The sequence below is a fragment of the Parasutterella muris genome (assembly GCF_009767915.1).
In the GTDB taxonomy this organism is placed as follows: Bacteria; Pseudomonadota; Gammaproteobacteria; order Burkholderiales; family Burkholderiaceae_F; genus Parasutterella; species Parasutterella muris.
In genome coordinates this window covers 33,941-53,883 of the sequence record NZ_WSRP01000006.1, presented here as the reverse complement: position 1 = coordinate 53,883, position 19,943 = coordinate 33,941, and the positions used below count along the sequence as shown (strand labels likewise).

Genomic DNA, 19,943 nt, shown 5'->3' with positions numbered 1-19,943 from the left:
ATGCACTGGAGAAGCGTTATGGACCAGAACGAGGTTCTTTTTGACAGAGCCCAAGAATCAATTCCCGGCGGCGTGAACTCACCTGTTCGCGCATTCCGTTCGGTTGGCGGCGCGCCGCGTTTTATTGAAAAGGCGCTCGGACCGCATATGTTTGACATTGAAGGCAAACGTTATATCGACTACATCGGCTCTTGGGGCCCCATGATTCTCGGTCATAACAATCCTAAGGTAATTGAAGCCGTCAAACACGCCGTCGATAACGGTTTAAGTTTCGGCGCACCGACCAAGGCCGAAGTCCTGATCGCTGAAGAAATTAAAAAACTGATTCCTACCATTGAGGAAGTTCGTTTGGTTTCTTCCGGCACGGAAGCCGGTATGAGCGCGATTCGTCTCGCCCGCGGCTACACCGGCAGAAATAAGATCGTGAAATTCGAAGGCTGCTACCACGGCCATAGCGACTCTTTACTGGTTAAGGGCGGATCCGGTCAGCTCACCTTCGGCACTCCGAGCTCAGCCGGCGTGCCTGAAGCCGTCACAAACGACACCATCGTCCTCGAATACAACAATCCGCAGATGATTCGAGAACTCTTTGACAAGCAGGGCGACGAAATCGCCTGCGTAATTGTCGAAGCCGTTGCCGGCAACATGAACATGGTTCCCGCCACGCAGGAATTCCTCAACGCGATGCGTGAAGAGACCGCTAAGCACGGCGCGGTTCTTATCGTTGACGAAGTCATGACCGGTTTCCGAGTCGCGCTGGGAGGCGCTCAGTCAGTTTACGGTATTGATCCGGACATCACTATGTTTGGCAAAGTCATCGGCGGCGGCATGCCCGTCGCGGCTTTCGGCGGCAAACGTGACATCATGAACTGTGTCGCTCCGCTCGGCGCCGTCTATCAGGCAGGAACTCTCTCCGGAAACCCGGTCGCGGTTGCCTGCGGTCTTGCAACTCTCGAGGAAATTAAGGCTCCTGACTTCTACAAGCGCCTTTCCGCTCAGGCAGCCAAGTTAGTCCGCGGTCTCGGCGAAGCCGCCAAAAAACACGGCGTGCAGTTCTCTGCTCAGAGCATGGGCGGCATGTTTGGTATTTATTTCCGCGGCTCCTGCCCCACTTCCTTTAAAGAAGTGATGGAATGCGACGGCGAACGCTTCAAAACGTTCTTCCACGCCATGCTTGATAACGGAGTTTATTTAGCCCCGAGCATCTACGAGGCTGGATTTGTCTCCATTACGCATGACGATTCCGTCATTGCCCGCACACTTGAGGCCGCTGACAAAGCCTTTGCTGAAGTCAAGCGCGTCCACGGTTAATCTCACACTCTCCGCGGGGCCCCGCCCCGCGGCTTCCTGTCTTTTGTATGTCATTTCTTCGCCTCCTTAGACTTCTGTTTTTATCCCTTTTCTTCATTGGTCTGAGCGTTCAGGCCCAGCCGTGGAAAAAACCGGAGCCCGTTCAGGCCGAACTGGTCAGTCGTTTTCACGACGCCGTTCCGGGCACAGAATTCGAAATCGGCCTTTTACTCAGGCATGACAGCAAATGGCACACTTATTGGAAGAGCACCGGCGACACCGGACTTCCTACCCGAATTCAATGGTCGCTCCCGCAGGGATGGCACGCCTCTGAGATTCTTTGGCCGACACCTGCCGTCTTTAAGATCGGCGATCTCGTCAATTACGGCTACGGCGATGAAGTGCTTCTGCCGGTCCGTATCTCTGTTCCCGCAAGCGCAAAAGTCGGTTCCGTTCAGGACATTAAAGCCGAAGTTTCGTGGCTGATGTGTGCAGACCAGTGTGTTCCCGGCAAAGCGAGTCTGACGCTTGCCGTTCAGGTCGCGGACAAAGACGGCGGTGCAACAAAGGCATGCACGCTCTTTGAGGCGTCTCATACCGCAATGCCGAGCCCTCTCTCAGACGCCTCCGGCGTTTTCGACCCCAAGACGCATGCGGTGCGCGTAACTTTCAAATCCACAGAACCGTTTCATCATTTTTATGTCTTCGCCGAGGGCGACGACTCTGTTGTATACGGCGCTCCACAGTCCGTATCCCGCTCTGCTGACAAAATCTCCGTGACGCTTCAAGGTACGGATGAGCTCAAAGCCGGTTCTCAATTCTCCGGCGTGTTCGCTGCCGACGGAGGTCCCCGAAAAGGCGGCTGGGCCGGATCTTTTTCCGTCCCTCTTGAAAGCGGTACGGTTGCCGCCCCTACTGTTTCAGACGACACCCCGCAGACCGGCCTTTCTTCTTGGCTCGCAGTCGCCATGGCTTTTATCGGCGGTCTGATCCTTAACGTCATGCCGTGCGTCTTTCCGGTACTCTCGCTCAAAATTCTCAGTCTGGTACAGGATCGTCAGCACATCAATCTGCCGCTTCACAGTGTGGTTTTCACACTCGGTGTTCTGCTCACCATGCTGGTTCTTGCGGGCGTACTCATTGCGGTCAAGAGCGCCGGTATTTCTGTCGGCTGGGGCTTCCAGCTGCAGTCTCCGATCTTTGTCGCTTCGCTTGCCGTGATTTTTGCGGCCATTAGCGTCAATCTGCTCGGCTGGTTTGAATTTTCCGGCGTCCGCGTCAGCGGCGGAAGTTACTCCAACTCTTTATTGAACTGTTTCGCGACCGGCGTTCTGGCGGTTGTCGCAGCCTCTCCCTGTACCGCTCCTTTCATGGGCGCTGCGCTCGGTTACGCGCTTACCGCTTCGATCCGGGAATCTATTTTTGTATTCCTTGCGCTTGGGCTTGGCATGAGCCTGCCTTGGCTTGTGCTTTCTCTCTTCCCGGTGCTTACCGCCTGGATGCCGAAACCGGGCGCATGGATGAACGTCTTCAGAAAGCTGATGGCGATCCCGATGCTTCTGACGATGATCTGGCTTTTGTGGGTTCTCTCCCTGCAGGTCAGCTTCACTGCGCTTGTGCTGTACATCGCGGCCGTCATCTCTCTTTGCGTCTGTCTTTTCCTGTATGGAAAACTGCAGTTCTCACTTTTAACGGCCAAACTGCCGATCGTTCTGAGCGCTGCCTGCGCCGTACTTCTCTTTGCAGCCGCATCCTCTCCGCTCTTTAGGCAGCCCGATGCCGCGGTTCAGGCCGCAGACGCCTGGTCGCCTCAGGCAGTCGAAAACGCTCTGAAAGCAGGCAAACCTGTTTTCGTGGACTTTACTGCCTCCTGGTGCGTCACGTGCCAGGCAAACAAGATTGCTGTACTCGATCGTGAGGACATTCGCGAAGCCTTTAAACAGCACGGCGTCGTCTTTCTCGTTGCCGATTGGACCAATCAAAACCCGGATATCACACAGGCGCTCGAAAGTTTCGGCCGAAGCGGAGTCCCTCTTTATATCCTCTACTCACCTGAAGGAAAAACGACGGTTTTGCCGGAATTGCTTACAAAAAACATTGTGATTGAAGCTTTAGATAAACTTCTATCTAATTGATTTTTATAAATTTTCAATATCACTTTGGGTAAATTCGACGTCCGGTCTATTGCGTTAGGGTTTCTACGGAGTATAGTCCGCACCATCTGATATGGAGGATTGTATGTCTTTTAGAAAACTTACAGCCGCTTGCCTTTGCGCCGCGGCTCTTACTATGACCTTCTCCGTAAACGCTCAAGAAGCGCCTATTACGCTTAGTCCTGCTACGTCTACGATTGCAAAGCTCGCATCTATGGGACAGATGAAGTTTGGTGAATTTCCGGTCGATCAGGCTGAAATTAACAGCGCCTCAAATTTCCTAATGAATCGAGCACAGCAGTACGGCATTCCGATGTCAAGAGATCAGTCTCTGATCGCCTTAGGCTATATTTCCGGCCAGCTTGGCGTGCTGATGCAGCTGCCGAGTGAGGCCGCTCACCATGTTCCTAATGCCGCTGCGCCCGCCGCTCCGGTTCAGGCAGCACCGATAACACCGTCTATGCCGCAGGCGCAGACTCCTGCTCCGGAACAAGCTGCACCTCAGGTTCAGCCCATGCCTCAGGTTCAGCCTGCTCCACTGACACAGCCTATGCCCCAGGCTCCTGCCACGGGTCAGTCAGCTCCGATGCCGCCTGACGCAATTCCTACGATTCAGGTCCCGATGATGGGCGGCATGATGATGGTGCCTCAGACAGTTGCTCCGCAGGCTCCGATTCAGCAAAACACAGCGCCTGCGCAGAATGCTCCGGCTCAGCAGCAGTAATCACGCCTAAACGTTCAAACTAGGTCCGGCCTCCGCTTTTTGCGGAGGCTTTCTTTTATGATGTGATTCTCTTGTGAGGAATTAAATATGCAGGAACTTGATGAAGCCGGCTTTGCAAATCGCATCTCTTCCGGTTTGGATTTCAATGAAATGCTGACAAGAATGCTGCAGCAAAACGGATACACTTCAGACAACAGCAAAAAAGGCCTTAGAAGCGCGCTGAAAGATTACGACGCTGTTTTTCACAAGGAACCTCCGAAGTGGCTCTCCCTCATCTGGCCTTCAACTGCAATGAGCCTTGTTCACCTCTCGCTCGCAAAAAAGACTTCCCTGCCTGATACCGTCGATCTTCCCCAATGCGCATTAAAAAACGGTCTTTAGACTTGCGCCTAAAGACCGAAACTCGTTAGGAGGAGGAGTTAATTTTTAAGGGGATTCCTTATTTTTTCCAGCCGTAGAACTCTGTCAGAACGTCCCAAGCAACCTGCTGCAGGTGCTTTGCGTCTTCAGGCTTGAGCGGCTTTTCGCATTCGCCGGGATACTTCATGCCGACCGGGCTCTTCTTGAACAGAAGACCGTAGAGCATTGCGCCGTACAGGTAAGAACCGGCTGCTGTCGGATGGCTCTTATCCTTCTGATGCATCAGAAGATCGGGGCGGCGCTTCAGACTTTCAGCAAAAGCAAGTCCGACAGGCAGAGCGATTGCGCCGTTGGCGTTCGCTTCGGAAATGATGGAATCGGCAAGACGCTTTGTATCTTCCGGCTTGTCCTGACGGGCCCATGTCACGACAACGATCGGTTCTGCGCCTTTCGCTTTAATGGTCTCAACATGTTCCTTCAGATACTTCTTGAAAGTGGGGATGCTCTTAGCAGCGATCGGTTCGGACGACATGCCCTGCAGGACAACGACGTCAAACATCGGGTTGATCAGCTCTTTCTTATCATCAAATTTTGCGTACGGATCCATCTCGTGCGGACCCATGTACTGCGGAACGTCATGATAGGAAAGCCTGCCGGAACTGATCGTAATGATTCTGGCTTTCCAATCGCGTTTATCTTCTCTGGTCAGACCGCGCAGATAGCCGTGAACGCCGCAGTTGTAGAAGCTGTAGGAGTTTCCGACGATTAAGCCGGTTTTAGGATTGTGATTTTTAATGTCGGTGACTGTCGGCTTAACATCCGTTTCCAGCGCGTTAACGCTCATTGAGGCAGCTGCCAGGAAAAGCGCAGAGATTAAAAGTTTCTTCATAGTTCGATCCTTATTTAATTTAGGCCCCTTACGGGGCCTTGGAGTAACGGAGTTAGCTCAGGAAGACGAAGTCGGCGATCATGACGGTGATCATGCCGGCGATCATCGGGATCCATGTGCGGCGTACGATAGCCATCGGGGAGACTCCGGCAGCACCGGCAACCGCGATGATAACGCCTGCAACCGGAGACATGGCGCGAAGCATGCCGGAAGCGAACTGCATCGGAGTAACGAAGGCAGAGACTGTTCCGCCTAAGCCGCCGGCAACTTCAGGTCCGAGAGCAGCGAAGCTCGAGAACGCGCCGACACCGGAACCAGTGAGGAATGTCACGATACCGACAACAGCAGTCAGAACAGCTGTCATACCATTGGCGCCGAGACCAAGGTTCTGAGCGTGAGCAATCAGAGCACCGATCAGACCTGTCACTTTCAGACCTGTAGCGAAGAACTCGGCACAGATGATCAGCGCGACGATGGATGCAAACATACCGCCCATGGCTTTGAAGATGAAGGCACCGTCAGCAAGGACTGCCTTAACATCGCGACGACGGATAAGTTCAACAAGGATTGCGAAGACCCAAACCAGAAGGAGAGCGGAGATCGTGTTCAGTTTGACAGCGGAATAAACCAGCTTGCTGAAGATAATCATCAGGAAGATGGGCAGAGCCGGAAGAATCGCATACCAAGCGGGAACATGGCGATCGTCGTCTTTCTTAGTCAGGATGGCTTCAGTATAGACGTCGTCGTTCTTCTTGTCGTAGTACTTCTGAACAAAATAGTGGCAGATAGCAACAACAATCAGAGTCGGAATCGCAACGGGAAGCTGGCATTGAACGAAGTAAATGATCGGATCAAGATCAGCAACTTTAGCTGCAAGGTTTGCAGTACCCGCGGCCGGCCCTAAGGTCATACCGGCGGATGTGCCGATGACAGCAGATGCGGCAGCCGGAGAGCAGCCGACGCCAGTAAGAATCGGGAAGAGCGCAACCAGGAGAAGCATCGCCAGGCCTGCAGCACTTGGAATCACGGTAACCAGACACTGGCCGATGAAGTAACCCATAACCAGAACGAGGTACGGAGAGGACAGCGCGTTAAGCGGTTTGACGCAGACCTTAACCAGAGCGCGGGCAGCGCCGATGCGGTCCATGTAGGCAGCGTAGCCGCCGGCAACCATAATCAGGAAGCCGATGCCGGAAACCTGTTTGGTCGCGATCGAGCGAAGCAGGTCAAAAATGTCGAAAAGGACGAAGCCCGACGGTTTGACACCTTTGGGAAGGAAACCGGTAACGCCGCAGACAACAGCGAAACCAATCATCGCGAGACCTGCAAAAAGCAGAACCATTGAGGTCGACATTCGTTTAATAATAGCCCAGCCTGCTAGCAGTGTCACTACTAGGGCGAACCAAGGGAGTAAGGCAGTCATGTTTATTCTCCTAGTTTGTTAAATTCTTGATCCAGATTTGAGAGGCTTGTTGCAATAGCTTGGGATTTTTGCTCCGCCCAGTCGCTGCTGAGCTTGTTTTCGGCTGCTTGTTCGGTAAGCATGCGCTGGAGCTCTTCAGGCTGCGGACCGCCTAAAGTCTTTCTGTTGTGAACGATAGAGAGAGGATTTAACGCATCCTTGAACTCCTGTTCACTCATCGGAAGTTCGGGATTGCCTTCCGGATATTCGGTTTCAATAACTTCGCGGTAGATTTCACGCATCTTTTCATGCGGGAACTGAAGCGGAAGAATGTTGTTGGCTCTCGCGTAGCCCACCATCTTGCTCGCGACGTGGTGACCGATGCGGAAGGGCACGCCGTACTCTTTCATCAGACGGTCGGCAACTTCCTGACTGGCGGTCCAGTCACTGTTCAGCTCTTCCAGAGCGCGGTCTTTGTTGATGACCAGAGCGTTAAGGACACGGTTGAACATCGTGAGCGTCTTAACCGCATGCTGAGCAAGTGCACCGTTGTGACCCTGTGTCTTCGGGTCAATCATGCCGCTCTGCAGGTTATGAGCGCGGAAAATTTCAGCCTGAGCTTCACCGATAACGCTTGAAGCTTCGGTTCTGCAGTTGTTGACCAGACCCGGATTGCGTTTCTGCGGCATCGCGGAAGAAACGTAAGTGTTGTCTCCGCCTTCCTGAAGCAGCATCCAGGGACGAGCCTGAGCATACTGAACCATCAGGTCTTCAAGGAAGACATTGATGTGCAGGCAGATGCCCGCAAGGATAGAAGCGAATTCGCAGGGCAGATCGCTCTGACCAACCTGTGTCGCGTCATAAGCGTTTTCCGCGACAGCGGCAAAGCCAAGACGTTCAGCCATCGCTTTACGGTCAAGCGGCCAGCAGGTGCCGTTGAGCACCGTGCTTCCCATCGGGCAGCGGTCAAGGCGTGCGTAGAACTGTCTCATCTTTTCTGCGTCACGATTGAATCCGGCGAGGAACGCAAGGAAATAATGCGCAAGGCTGTTGGGCTGAGCGGCAACACCGTTGGTGTAGTTTGGAACCACTGTTTCGCGGTTCTTGTCAGCAAGCGCTGTCAGTGTTTCTTTGACAGTGTCGAGCGCGTTATAGACTTCAAGAACGTGATCTCTCAGAAGAGCCGATCTGTAAGTCGCGTGCATATCCTGACTTGAACGGCCGGCATGCATCAAAGTGATCTCAGGACCGGCTTTCTTCAGCATCAGCGGCTCAAAGGTGATATATGTCTTTGCGCGTTTTGTCGGATCGACCTCCCCGTCTGCAAGTACTTCGCGCAAAGCCTTGGCGGCTCCCAGCGCGATCGGCATGGGAAGAAGACCCTGGCGTGAATTAATAACAAGCGTGGCTTTGTTAATTTCTCCAAGCCAGAAAAATTCGTCTCTAAGGGACATTCTGTTTTCTCCGGGTTTGATTTGATTTTCTTATTTACATTCTGAAATTTTTTCTTTGACAAGCCCATGCAAAAAGAGAAATTGTATCTTGCGTAATTCGCAAAGTAATTGCGTATTTATCATGATTGCTCGCAACTGCATGTTTTGTCATTCTTTTACCTAACTAGAGGAAAGTAAATGTCAAAACTGGATGATCTCAGCGCATGGCGTATGTTTTGCAGTCTTTGCAAAACCAGAAACTTCTCTGATACCGCTGCAGAGTTTGATGTCGAAGTTTCTACCGTTTCACGGGCGGTCTCATCGCTTGAAACGGCTCTGGGGCAGGATCTGATTAAACGCAATATGCGGCCGCTTCAGCTCACTGAAGTCGGCAGCGCCGCTTATGAGAGCGCGATTCATGTCATTCGGCTTCATCAGGAGATGATTGCCGAGCTGACGCAGCGCTCCGCGCAAATCGACGGCAAAATCCGCCTTTCTCTTGCGCCGGGCTTTGTGACACGCTACATGATGCCGATGCTGATGGAATTCAATTCCATGTATCCGGAAATCTCGTTTGATATTGTCGGCGGCGGAAACCTTGCTGACGTGCTTCAGTACAAAGCAGACATCGCTGTCGTGAGCTTTAAACCGACCGATTCCCGACTTATTTCATTCTCACGCGGCAGAAACGTCTATGTTCCGGTCGCTTCGCCCCAATACATAAAAAAATACGGTATGCCTCAGCACCCGAGCGAGCTGAGTCAGCATACCGTGCTGCTTTATGACGGGACTGTCCGTCATGCGACTAAAACGCTCTCGAACGGAGAAGAAGAAACAGAAATAAAATGGCAGAAAGTCGTGCGCGTCGGGAATATTCTCGCGATTAAGCGTTCCGTTCTGGACGGCCTCGGAATTGCGGTTGACCTCCCTCTTCTGCACTGTGCCCAAGAAATTGCCTCTGGACAGCTGATACCGATTCTCCCCGGCTGGTACCACCCTCCGGTCGAGTGCTTTATCGTAACAACGAAATCCAACTGGCGCATGAGACGGCACCGCATCTTCCTGCAGTGGTTCCAGCCGAGACTGCAGGCGTTCTTCCGTGAGCAGGAAGAGCTGGTCGCTCCGTTCTGGCGCCTGCCCACAAAGACGTTGGTTAAGGAACTTTAGCCGCGCGCCTTATTAATTTCGTCGCGGGTCCTCAGTGCGGCAAATCTTGCTTTCTGCGCAAAGTCGTCGCCCTGAGACGCATAAAGAATTGCCCGGCTTGAATTGATTATCATGCCGGTTTTCTCGGCATTCATACCGCTTTTGACGCTCGCGTTCACATCTCCACCCTGAGCGCCAATACCCGGTACCAGAAAATTCAACTCCGGCGTGATCGCGCGCACGCTTTTCAGCTCATTCGGATAGGTCGCGCCGATCACCAGACCAAGCTGACCAGTTGTGTTCCATTCGGCAACTTTTTCCGCAACGACGTGATAGAGGGGCTTTCCGCCGCAGTCGAGCATCTGAAGATCGTCTCCGCCTTTATTGCTGGTCCTGCAAAGTATGAATGCGCCTTTGTCTTCATACTCCAGATACGGCTCGACCGAGTCTCGTCCCATGTACGGAGAAAGTGTCACGCAGTCGGCTCCGAACCGCTCAAACGCTTCCTTAGCGTAATGCTTGGCAGTGGATCCGATATCTCCGCGTTTCGCGTCCAAAATCACAGGGATACCCGGGAATTCGGAGTGAATGCGTCTGATGAGTTCAGTGAGCTGATCCTCCGCGCCGACTGAGGCGAAATACGCGATCTGCGGCTTAAATGCGCAGACTGTGTCGGCGGTTGCCTGCACAATCTCCCAGCAGAAATCAAGGTACGGATGACGGCAAGAGGCGAATTTATCGGGAAATCGTTTGAGATCCGGATCCAGTCCGACGCATAAAAGAGTGTTGTTCTTATCCCAGCGCTGCTGGAGCATTTCTGTGAATTTCATCCGTCTTCTTCCTCAATAGTGAATATGTGGAGATGCATTGTAGCGGCCGCATTCCGAAATTAACCGTTTGCTAGGTAAGTGTCGTGCCGCTTCCTTCACTGCTCGCCGGTCTTTTCAGATACAGATAAAGAACGAGCGGCAGCAGAATAAAGCCCGAAAGTCCGATAATAAATTTATAAGAGAACCAAGCCGCCATCGCCCCGCCGATGATCGGCCCGAAAACCGCGCCGAGCTGCTGGGCAAGATAAGACAGTCCGAATACCCTTCCCTTGTCATTGGCAGAGGTGGAAACGGTAAGAACCGCGTTAATCGCGGGGAAAATTCCCGCAAAGGCCAAACCGCCGATAAAGCGCCAGCCGGTAAACCATTCAAGAGAGTTCGGAATGACCTGTATGACGCCCAATATGCCCGCGCCCAGCAAAGATAAATACAGGACGGGACGATAGCCGATATTCTGTCCCATGATGCCCCAAACCGGCGAAGCCAGAACTCCGGAGACACCCGTAATCGAAAAGACAATGCCGGAAACCAGAACAATGCGGTCCATTGAACCCTGAAGTTCTGCGACGTACAGCGGCATAACCGGCTGCTGCAGAAGGATGGTGAGCTGAACTACACCCGCGCAGATCAGCATGCGCTTCACTGCAGGAATTTTCAGAAGCGAAAAGTCCCAAATACGAACCGGTTTGGCATTGGGATCCGGAACTCTCGGTTTTTCTTTAATGAAGAAGACAAGCGCCAGGGTGATTAGAAAGAGTGCACCTGCCGCGATAAAAAATGCGCTTCGCATGCCGAACTGATCAGCAAGCAGGCCGCCGAACAGAGGTCCGAGCACGCCGCCCGCAGTCATGCCGCCCTGCATGACGCCCATGCAGAAGCCGAGCTTTAGTTTGGGAGATTCGGCACTGATGATCGCAAGAAGCGCCGGCCACAAACCCGCGGAAAGCCCCTGAACAATTCGTACCCCGAAAAGTTCCCACGGATTGGAAACCAAGCCGCCGAGCAAATAGGTAATCGCTAAACAGAAACCTGCTCGAATCGCCATCAGTTTGCGGCTCTTTTTATCGGCGAGCGCGCCCCAAATCGGCGCCATGATACCGCTCACGAGGAAGGTCACCGCGAAGATCGCGCCCGACCACATGTCCACATCCGCCTGCTTAACGCCAAGATCCTGAATTAAATACATCGGGAGGAACGGGATAAGCATTGTGTAGCTCATCGACATCAGAATCGCACACGTCGTGAGCAGGGCTAGGACGAATTTCCACTTCATGGTTCGAGCTCTGTTGTTTTGGATGTTTCCCCTAATATTCTAAGCTTAAAAAACTAAAAGGCCCTCAGCTTTCACTGAGGGCCTTTCGTTCTAATCAATCAGCGGATGATTACATCATGCCGGGCATTCCGCCCATGCCGCCCATTCCCATCGGAGGAACAGCAGGTTTGTCTTCCGGCAGATCTGCGATCATGCATTCGGTTGTCAGGATCAGGCTGGCAACAGAAGCCGCATTCTGCAGAGCGGTACGTGTGACCTTAGTCGGGTCAAGAACACCCATTTCAATCATGTCGCCGTATTCACCGGTCTGAGCGTTGAAGCCGAAGTTGCCCTTGCCGTTGGCGACGCGGTCAACTACGACGCTCGGTTCGTCACCGGCGTTGCGGACGATCTGACGCATCGGTTCTTCCATAGCGCGCAGAACGATCTTGATACCGGCGTCCTGTTCGGCATTTTCGCCCTTCAGTTCCTTAATGGCCTGTTTTGCACGAATCAGCGCGACACCGCCGCCGGCGACGACGCCTTCTTCAACAGCAGCACGTGTAGCGTGCAGAGCATCTTCAACACGAGCCTTCTTTTCCTTCATTTCAACTTCAGTTGCAGCACCAACCTTGATCAGCGCAACACCGCCTGCCAGTTTGGCAACACGTTCCTGAAGTTTTTCACGGTCGTAATCGCTGGATGTTTCTTCCATCTGCTTACGAATCTGTTTTACGCGGGCTTCGATCTGATCTTCCTTGCCGGCGCCGTCAATAATCGTGGTGCTTTCCTTATTGACTTCAACCTTCTTAGCGGAGCCGAGTTCGTTCAGTGTAGCCTTTTCAAGAGTCAGGCCGACATCGGAGCTGATGACTGTACCGCCGGTGAGAATGGCGATATCTTCAAGCATTGCCTTGCGACGGTCGCCAAAGCCGGGAGCCTTGACGGCAACAGTCTTGAGGATGCCGCGGATGCTGTTGACAACCAGAGTAGCAAGCGCTTCGCCTTCGATATCTTCAGCGATAATCAGAAGCGGACGGCCGGACTTGGCAACCTGCTCGAGAATCGGGAGAAGATCGCGGATGTTGCTGACTTTCTTCTCAACAAGAAGGATGTAGGGGTTTTCAAGAAGGGCAACCTGTTTGTCGGGGTTGTTGATGAAGTACGGAGACAGATAGCCGCGGTCAAACTGCATACCTTCAACCACTTCAAGTTCATTCTGCAGGCTCTTGCCGTCTTCAACGGTGATCACGCCTTCTTTGCCGACCTTTTCCATCGCCTGAGCAATGATGTCGCCGATTTCATGATCGGAGTTAGCGGAAATAGCGCCGACCTGAGCAACTTCCTTGCTGGTTGTTGTCGGCTTGCTGAGTGTGTGCAGTTCAGCGATTGCAGCACCGACAGCCTTATCGATACCGCGTTTCAGATCCATCGGGCTCATGCCGGCGGCAACAAACTTCATGCCTTCGTCAACGATCGCCTGAGCAAGCACGGTCGCAGTAGTTGTACCGTCACCAGCGTTGTCGCTGGTTTTGGAAGCAACTTCCTTAACCATCTGAGCGCCCATGTTTTCGAACTTGTCCTTCAGCTCAACTTCCTTAGCGACGGAAACACCGTCCTTAGTGATTGTCGGGCCGCCGAATGCGCGTTCAAGCACAACATTACGACCTTTCGGGCCGAGAGTTACTTTTACCGCGTCAGCGAGAACATTAACGCCGCGAACCATGCGTACGCGGGCGTCATCACCAAATAAAACCTGCTTAGAAGCCATTTATTAAATCTCCTATTTCTAAATTCTTTCGTAGTTCGGTAGTTCTGTTATTCAAGAACGCCCATGATGTCTTCTTCACGCATCACGAGATATTCATCTCCGTCAACCTTGACCGTCTGACCGGAGTACTTGCCGAAGAGAACACGGTCGCCTACCTTAACGTCCATCGGAATAAGCTTGCCGGCGTCGTCGCGCTTACCGGGACCGACAGCCAAAACCTGACCCTGATCAGGTTTTTCACCTGCGGCTTCGGGAAGATAAATGCCGCTGGCTGTACGCGTTTCGGCATCTACGCGCTTTACGATAACGCGGTCATGCAAAGGACGAATGTTCATCTTTAAACTCCTATTCTTGGTAAACAAACAAGTTGTGTTTCAATATTCCTTATGTTGGGATTCGAATCGATTTTTCAACCCCTCAGATAAATAGGTGTTTATACTAACAACTTCATCCGAAGGTTTAAAGAAGAGCTATTTCTTTTTTATTAACATTGTGTAATCGTTAACCCTTAACCTGTCTATTTCTTAGGCAGGTCTGTTCTGTTTTTATGAAGTCTTATCTCTCATTGCTGCGGAAAGCCGCACTGATTTCCATTCTTTCGGCCTTGTCCGTTTCATACGCAGCCGAAAAAGCTGCTCCGATTCCGGCGCCGATTAAAAAGGCGATGACCAAATACAAAGTGCCGACAGCCGACTTCTCTATGGCGGTGATTCCGCTCTCGGCAAAAGAAAAACCGGTATTCATCAATGCGTCCGTTCCCAGAATGCCCGCTTCCGTAGAAAAAATTGTGACTTCGGCTGCGGCGCTTGAACTGCTCGGACCGGCCAAAGTCTGGCACACCCGAATGGTGTCGCAGACCGAACCCAACAGCGCCGGCGTGCTTAAAGGCGACATCTACCTCATCGGCTCGGGCAACCCCGAACTGTCTCTTTCTGACTTCAGAGACATGATCGAAGGACTTCGAAGCAGGGGCATTCAGAGTATCGAAGGAAACATCATTGTCGATCGTTCCCGATTCGATATTCCGCCGCACGATCCGTTTGCCTTTGACGGCGAAGGCAACCGTCCTTACAACACAGGAGCCGACGCGCTGCTTGTCAACTCCCGCGCGTTATTTATGCAGATACGCCCCGATCGGAAAGAAGGCGTCGCTTATCTGTACTCCGTTCCGCACCTCAACGGCTTAGCACTTCCGAAAACTATCCCTCTGAGCAAGGAAGCGTGCAGCGCTTGGCGCAAACAGATCAAACCGGATTTTTCCAACCCGTTAGCACCGAAATTCCTCGGCTCCTTCCCCGCCTCCTGCGGAAACAAAGATTTCTTCTACACCTCTCTTGGTGCGGATGAATACCTCACGCTGCTCTTTTCTGAATTTTGGAAGAAAGCGGGCGGAAGCTGGAAGGGCAAACTTGTCAGCGGAAAAGCCTCGAGCTCTTTAAAAGACATGAACATACTGAGCAGTACAAGTTCGGAGCCTCTGGCAAAAATCATCTACGACATGAATAAACACAGTCTGAATCCGGCCGCTCGGCAGCTTTTCCTGGAATTAGGCAAGACGGAAGCCGGAGAGCCGAAGACTTTGGCGCAAAGCCGGAAAACAATCAAAGCCTGGGCCCTTGAAAACAAACTTCCGGCCGACGAACTGTCTTTGGACAACGGCAGCGGACTTTCCAGAAAATCGCGAATTTCAGCCGGAGCGCTCGCATCAGTGCTGGCGCATATGTGGAACACACCGAGGATGCCGGAATACATGTCGAGCATGCCGATCTCCGGTGTAGACGGCACCATGCGCAAGCGTCATGCCGCGGACGGTTACGCGCACATTAAAACCGGTTACATCTCTGGCGCCCGTTCTGTCGCGGGCTACGTGCAGGCCAAAGACGGTAAACGCTATGCCGTCGCGGCTATTGTCAACGGACCGTCCGCCCTCGGATCAGTACCCGTATTGGACGCTGTAATCAGCTGGGTTCACAGCAGGTGATAGACTTTTTTCATTGCCGAAAAAGATTTTTGGGAGGTTTATTTATGGACACCAATTTAAACGAAGTTGTACGTGAAAACGTTGATAACGCCCTTGAGCAGGCTGATGAACTTCTGCAGCGCGCTGCCGAAACAACCGGCGACGAAGCTAAGGAACTTCAGGAAAAAGCCAAGAAATGCCTGCTGCGTGCTCGCGGCGGCATGAAAACGTTTTTTGAAAAGTCCGGCGCGGAAAGCAAGCAGATTGCCGGTGAAGTCAATGACTGCGTCCATGACAATCCGTGGCGCGCTGTCGGTATCGCTGCTGTCGGCGGTCTGCTGCTCGGCCTTCTGATCGCCCGCAAATAATTTTGGCTTTTACACGCAGAGGCCATTATGGCTAGCGGAACAAATCAGGAAAGATCCTCACCCGGGCTCTATACGCTGCTCGGCCAGATCGCCGACGGACTGTCGACTCGTCTGCAGATTGCCTCTATCGAACTTTCGGTCGCCAGAGACAATGCGGGCAAAGCCGCTTTCTACGGCATACTTGCGGGGTTTTTCGGACTGTTTTCCTTAGTTTTCATTTCAATTGCCCTGCTGGTCGTTTTCTGGGATGAGCACCGTGTATTTGTTGCCTGCGCGCTTGCGGTCTTTTACACGGTCATATTCCTCTATTTACTGGGCCGAGCTCGCAATTTTGCTTCCACACTGCCCTATTCATTCGCAGAATCGAAACAAATTATGCAGGCGGATGTGAACTCTTTCCGGGGTGCGCTGAAGCGCTCGCAAGGCACGCCCGAAGAGGCTCCTGCAGCGGGGGCCACGGTTCAGACAAAGGAGGCCGATAATGCAGGCAAATGACGAAGTCGCGCGCAGACTTGCCCAACTGACCGTACGCGCCGGCGAGCAGCGCGCTCAGATTCATAACGAAATTGAGATGATGCGTAGCCGTCCTGCTACAGCCGCACAGTCTGTAGGAAAGGACGCGCTGAAAGCGGCAAAGGCTTTGGGACTTACAGATCCTAAAGTCGCGATCCCGCTTGCCCGTACCGTCTTTATTCCTGCGGCGCTTGCTATCGCAAGGCTTGTTCTGAAAAACGGCAGTCCCCGCAGATATCTCGGAGCTGCGCTTATCGCGGCAAGTTCGTTCGGAATCTTCAAAGGAATGGAGTATGACGCCGAACAGCACGCGAAGAAATCAGATCAGCTTACAACTCCGAATAAAGACTGAACGCAGTCCGTTACGGATCTAATCAATCAAATTGGCGCGCCGGATTTTGTCCGGCGCTTCTTTTGTCTGAGGCTTCACTTTTGCCATAATGACACTCTGTCGAATTTCTATTCAAATCCTCACCTAACTGCACGGACATGGATAACTTTCACCAGCTTCTCCAAGGCTTTCATAATTTCAAACAGAAGTATTTTCTCAAAGAGCGCGAGTATTTCGAGTCTCTGGAGAAATCCCAGAATCCCAAAACACTGGTTGTTGCCTGCTGTGATTCGCGTGTTGATCCGGCAATTCTTCTGCACTGCAAGCCCGGTGAACTTTTTGTCATTCGCAATGTCGCGGCTCTGATTCCGTCCTCGGATCAGGCGGACTCCCCCAGTGCTGTCATGGCCGCCATCGAGTACGGCGTCAAGCATCTCAGCGTCGAGCATATCGTCGTTCTGGGCCACTCCAGATGCGGCGGGATCCACGGACTGATGCATCCGGAGACTATCTGCAATGAAAAATACATTTGGCAGTGGGTCAGCATCGCTGCGCCGGCTCTGGATCGGCTGGACGATCTCACAGATGATGAACCGCCGGAAGTCAGAGCCCGCCATTGTGAGGAAGGCGCTGTTCTTCTGTCCTTGGATAATCTGCTTTCGTATCCCTGGATCTCCTCTAAAGTCGAAGAAGGATCGCTGAAGCTTCATGCGCTTTACTACGATCTCGGCGAGGGAGAACTGTACCGATTCAGCCCGGAAAAAGAGGACTTCCTGCCGCTTGCTCTCAAAACACCAAAGAAATCTACTAAGTAGGATTTTTACTGAGAAATCCTCTTATTATCAATAGTCATCTCTGCGACTCGATTAGAATCGGACGATATGAGCTGAAGCTTTTTCGCACTTTTTTCTTTTCGGGACCTCGACCTATGTCCAAACTTGATGATATGAATCTTTGGCGTGTCTTTCTGAGTTTATGCGGGACGCGTAATTTCTCTTACACGGCCGCAGAACTTGATGTCGAGGTCTCCACTGTTTCCCGCAATCTTTCCCAGTTGGAAAAGACCGTCGGGCAAAGCTTATTCCAAAGAACAAGGCCGCTTAAGCTCACGAGGGAAGGCGAGAAAATTCTCAGCATCATTGAACCGGTCATTCACCAGCACACTGACGCCATTGACCGAATTCTGAAAAATAACAGTCTGCTTGAAGGCGGTATTCGTCTTTCGGTTTCTCACGGCGTAGCCACTCGGCATTTGAGACCCTTTCTGGAGGATTTCAACAAGCTTTATCCCAATGTCAGCTTCACCATTGCCGGTTCCGGCAGCATCAACGATGTGACCTCGTACAAAGCGGACATCGCCTGCGTCAGCGGGATGCACGAAGGAAAGGATCTGATGCTCCTGCCTCGCGGCCGAAATATCTATGTTCCTGTCGCGACTCCTTCTTATATTAAAAAATTCGGCATGCCGACCGACCCGTCGGACTTAACGAATTTCAAGGCACTTCAGTTTGACGGCGCAACCCGCTCCCGTTTTAAAACCATGAGGAGCGCAGACCGCACGGTCGAAATTGATCAAAAACACGTTATGGTCATCGGAAGCATTCTTGGGATTAAAGATTTTGTTCTTGAGGATTACGGCTTCTGCTTGGATATGCCGCTGTTTCTCTGTATCGATGAGCTCCTTGAGAAAAAGCTGGTTCCGGTTCTTCCCGGATGGGCCTGTGAACCGGCGCCGACATATGTCGCCTGCACGCAGTCCGCTTGGCGCAATAAGCTCAACCGCGTTTTCATTAAGTACCTGCAGGAGAGTTTTCTCGCCTTCTTTGAGGCAATTGAAACAAAGGCAGCTCCCGTATGGAAACTGCCTTTTGACGATAGCCCTTCCAACCTGCGTAAGGACCTCTCAGAATAATCTCGTTAAGCGCGTGAAGTTATAAATAAGTCACCGGCACCGCTCCATAATTCGGCATGTGCGTGGGGACAGCAATTTCTTCTTAAAGCAAAAGCGCGCTCCGGCTCTGACACCGTCGATTTTGCAGCGCAACCTGTCGTCTACTACTTCGGCTGTATTGCGTACACATTCAATACAGCCTTAGCCTCGCTCACGGCAAGTACGAAAAAAGCCGAGAAATTCCCGGCCTTTTCGCGAAATATCTGAGCGGCTGACGCTTCTTGGCAATCTGCGCTTTAAGAAAACAAATTAACTCTCTTCCTCTTCTTCCTTAGCCTCAGGAAGCTTTGTAATGAGAATTCGATCAAGTCTTCGGCCGTCCATCTGACGGACCGTAAACTCCCATCCGCCCCAGCTAACTCGATCTCCCGGACGCGGAAGTTTTTCCAGAAGGAAAATCACCATGCCGGCAGCCGTCGTATAGCGATCCTCCATTTCCTCGGGAACTTCATGCAGCGCAAGCAAATCCTTGAGCTCCGGAATCGGCAGCAGTCCGTCAACTTCATAGCAGGTGTCTGACTTTTTAATGATCTGCGCATCTTCCGGCGTTTCAGGCTTAAATTCTCCGGCAATCGCTTCCAGAACATCATGCGGCGTCACCAAACCTAAAATCGCGCCGTATTCATCAACGACCAGCGCCAAAGCAGCGTCGCTCGCTCTAAAGTTCTCCAAAAGCTCCATGCCGGTAAGTGACTCCGGCACGTACAACGGCGGATCATACTCAACCTTAAAATTCGGTTTGCCGACAGAGACGATCTGTTTCAGAAGCTGTCGAGTGGTAACCACACCCACAACATCATCGAGACCGCCCTTGCAGACCGGAAGCCTTGAGTGGTTCGATTCCAGAACCTTCTTCATATTGACTTCTCTGGAATCGTCCAGGTCAATGTACTCAACCTCACCGCGAGGGATCATCAGAGAAGAAATGCTGCGGTCGTCCAGGCGGAAAATATTCTTCACCATGACGTGCTCCTGAGCATCGATCACGCCGGCCAATCCGCCTTCATCAATCATTGAATGAATTTCTTCTTCCGTAATCTTCTGGTCGTTTTCTTTCGTACCGATCAGCTTCATAACAAACTCGGTCGAAAAGGACAGCAGTTTCACAAAAGGCAATGCGATCAGAGAAAGCCAATGGATCGGCTTAGCGACAAAACGCGCAATCGCGTCCGCGCCTAAAAGACCGATGCGCTTCGGCACAAGCTCACCGACAACAATGGAAAAATAAGTAATGAGGATGACGACAATCACCATCGAGGCAACTCTGGCCGTCGCCATGGATATGCCGGTCACGCTCACCATAAAGTTAGAGAACGGATCCACCAAAGCAGATTCGCCGACAATACCTGAGAGAATGCCGATGGAGGTGATGCCAACCTGAATCGTCGAAAGCGCTCTCGTCGGATTTTCAGAAAGGCTGAGCGCCAGTTTTGCCCCGGAAGCGCCCTGCTCGGACAAAACCTGCAGCTTGCTCTTGCGGGCAGTAACGATGGAGATTTCGCTCATCGCGAAAAAACCATTCATCAAAATCAAAATGATTAAACAAATAACGTCAAACCAGACACTCATT

The 19,943-nt window shown here is 52.2% G+C and carries 19 protein-coding genes; 11 read left to right on the top strand and 8 right to left on the bottom strand.

Annotated features, from left to right (window positions below; all coding sequences use genetic code 11):
- The first annotated feature begins 18 nt into the window (after positions 1-18).
- From hemL to E5987_RS02950, 4 genes are all read left to right on the top strand, one after another.
- Positions 19-1,311, top strand: a complete 1,293-nt coding sequence (gene hemL, locus E5987_RS02965) for a glutamate-1-semialdehyde 2,1-aminomutase (protein WP_160334599.1) — start codon at positions 19-21, stop codon at positions 1,309-1,311.
- A gap of 47 nt (positions 1,312-1,358) precedes the next feature.
- The gene (locus E5987_RS02960; RefSeq protein WP_160334598.1) at positions 1,359-3,425 is read left to right on the top strand and encodes a protein-disulfide reductase DsbD family protein; all 2,067 of its coding nucleotides are present in this window, start codon (positions 1,359-1,361) and stop codon (positions 3,423-3,425) included.
- A gap of 103 nt (positions 3,426-3,528) precedes the next feature.
- Entirely contained in the window at positions 3,529-4,167 is a 639-nt protein-coding gene (locus tag E5987_RS02955; protein WP_160334597.1) for a serine/threonine protein kinase, read from the top strand.
- An 87-nt stretch (positions 4,168-4,254) separates the two neighbouring features.
- Positions 4,255-4,548 (top strand): hypothetical protein, encoded by a 294-nt coding sequence (locus tag E5987_RS02950; RefSeq protein ID WP_160334596.1) that lies wholly within the window; start codon positions 4,255-4,257, stop codon positions 4,546-4,548.
- Positions 4,549-4,606: 58 nt separating this feature from the next.
- Here the strand turns inward: E5987_RS02950 and E5987_RS02945 are convergent, their stop codons facing one another.
- Genes E5987_RS02945 through E5987_RS02935 form a run of 3 tightly spaced genes read right to left on the bottom strand, consistent with a single transcriptional unit; the run spans position 4,607 to position 8,272 of the window.
- Positions 4,607-5,416 carry an SGNH/GDSL hydrolase family protein gene (locus tag E5987_RS02945; RefSeq protein ID WP_160334595.1) on the bottom strand — a complete coding sequence of 270 codons (810 nt, stop codon included), beginning with the start codon at positions 5,414-5,416 and terminating at the stop codon, positions 4,607-4,609.
- Between the two features lie 52 nt (positions 5,417-5,468).
- Positions 5,469-6,839, bottom strand: a complete 1,371-nt coding sequence (gene dcuC / locus E5987_RS02940; protein ID WP_160334594.1) for a C4-dicarboxylate transporter DcuC — start codon at positions 6,837-6,839, stop codon at positions 5,469-5,471.
- A 2-nt stretch (positions 6,840-6,841) separates the two neighbouring features.
- Positions 6,842-8,272, bottom strand: a complete 1,431-nt coding sequence (locus tag E5987_RS02935; protein WP_160334593.1) for a lyase family protein — start codon at positions 8,270-8,272, stop codon at positions 6,842-6,844.
- Positions 8,273-8,449: 177 nt separating this feature from the next.
- On the opposite strand from E5987_RS02935, the gene E5987_RS02930 reads away from it, so the two are divergent.
- Entirely contained in the window at positions 8,450-9,418 is a 969-nt protein-coding gene (locus E5987_RS02930) for a LysR family transcriptional regulator (protein WP_160334592.1), read from the top strand.
- Here E5987_RS02930 and pyrF read toward each other — a convergent pair.
- The 4 genes from pyrF to E5987_RS02910 all read right to left on the bottom strand — a co-directional run bounded on the left by pyrF (position 9,415) and on the right by E5987_RS02910 (position 13,585).
- Positions 9,415-10,227, bottom strand: a complete 813-nt coding sequence (gene pyrF, locus E5987_RS02925; protein ID WP_160334591.1) for an orotidine-5'-phosphate decarboxylase — start codon at positions 10,225-10,227, stop codon at positions 9,415-9,417. The genes E5987_RS02930 and pyrF overlap by 4 nt on opposite strands.
- A gap of 70 nt (positions 10,228-10,297) precedes the next feature.
- Positions 10,298-11,500 (bottom strand): MFS transporter, encoded by a 1,203-nt coding sequence (locus E5987_RS02920; RefSeq protein WP_160334590.1) that lies wholly within the window; start codon positions 11,498-11,500, stop codon positions 10,298-10,300.
- Between the two features lie 109 nt (positions 11,501-11,609).
- Complete coding sequence (gene groL, locus E5987_RS02915) at positions 11,610-13,250, bottom strand: chaperonin GroEL (protein ID WP_160334589.1); 1,641 nt, start codon at positions 13,248-13,250, stop codon at positions 11,610-11,612.
- A 47-nt stretch (positions 13,251-13,297) separates the two neighbouring features.
- Entirely contained in the window at positions 13,298-13,585 is a 288-nt protein-coding gene (locus E5987_RS02910) for a co-chaperone GroES (protein ID WP_160334588.1), read from the bottom strand.
- Between the two features lie 212 nt (positions 13,586-13,797).
- On the opposite strand from E5987_RS02910, the gene dacB reads away from it, so the two are divergent.
- The 6 genes from dacB (at position 13,798) to E5987_RS02880 (ending at position 18,334) form a co-directional block, all read left to right on the top strand.
- The gene (dacB, locus tag E5987_RS02905) at positions 13,798-15,231 is read left to right on the top strand and encodes a D-alanyl-D-alanine carboxypeptidase/D-alanyl-D-alanine endopeptidase (RefSeq protein ID WP_160334587.1); all 1,434 of its coding nucleotides are present in this window, start codon (positions 13,798-13,800) and stop codon (positions 15,229-15,231) included.
- A gap of 44 nt (positions 15,232-15,275) precedes the next feature.
- Entirely contained in the window at positions 15,276-15,578 is a 303-nt protein-coding gene (locus E5987_RS02900; RefSeq protein WP_160334586.1) for an ElaB/YgaM/YqjD family protein, read from the top strand.
- A gap of 27 nt (positions 15,579-15,605) precedes the next feature.
- Entirely contained in the window at positions 15,606-16,073 is a 468-nt protein-coding gene (locus E5987_RS02895) for a phage holin family protein (RefSeq protein ID WP_160334585.1), read from the top strand.
- Positions 16,060-16,443, top strand: coding sequence for a hypothetical protein (locus tag E5987_RS02890; RefSeq protein ID WP_160334584.1), 384 nt, complete (start codon positions 16,060-16,062; stop codon positions 16,441-16,443). The genes E5987_RS02895 and E5987_RS02890 overlap by 14 nt, the downstream gene beginning before the upstream one ends.
- A gap of 137 nt (positions 16,444-16,580) precedes the next feature.
- The gene (locus E5987_RS02885) at positions 16,581-17,237 is read left to right on the top strand and encodes a carbonic anhydrase (protein ID WP_160334583.1); all 657 of its coding nucleotides are present in this window, start codon (positions 16,581-16,583) and stop codon (positions 17,235-17,237) included.
- A gap of 113 nt (positions 17,238-17,350) precedes the next feature.
- Positions 17,351-18,334: a LysR family transcriptional regulator gene (locus E5987_RS02880; RefSeq protein WP_160334582.1), complete on the top strand. Its 984-nt coding sequence runs from the start codon at positions 17,351-17,353 to the stop codon at positions 18,332-18,334.
- 288 nt (positions 18,335-18,622) lie between these two features.
- Here the strand turns inward: E5987_RS02880 and E5987_RS02875 are convergent, their stop codons facing one another.
- A complete protein-coding gene (locus E5987_RS02875) occupies positions 18,623-19,942 on the bottom strand; it encodes a hemolysin family protein (RefSeq protein ID WP_160334581.1) in 1,320 nt (439 codons plus the stop codon).
- Position 19,943 lies beyond the last annotated feature (1 nt).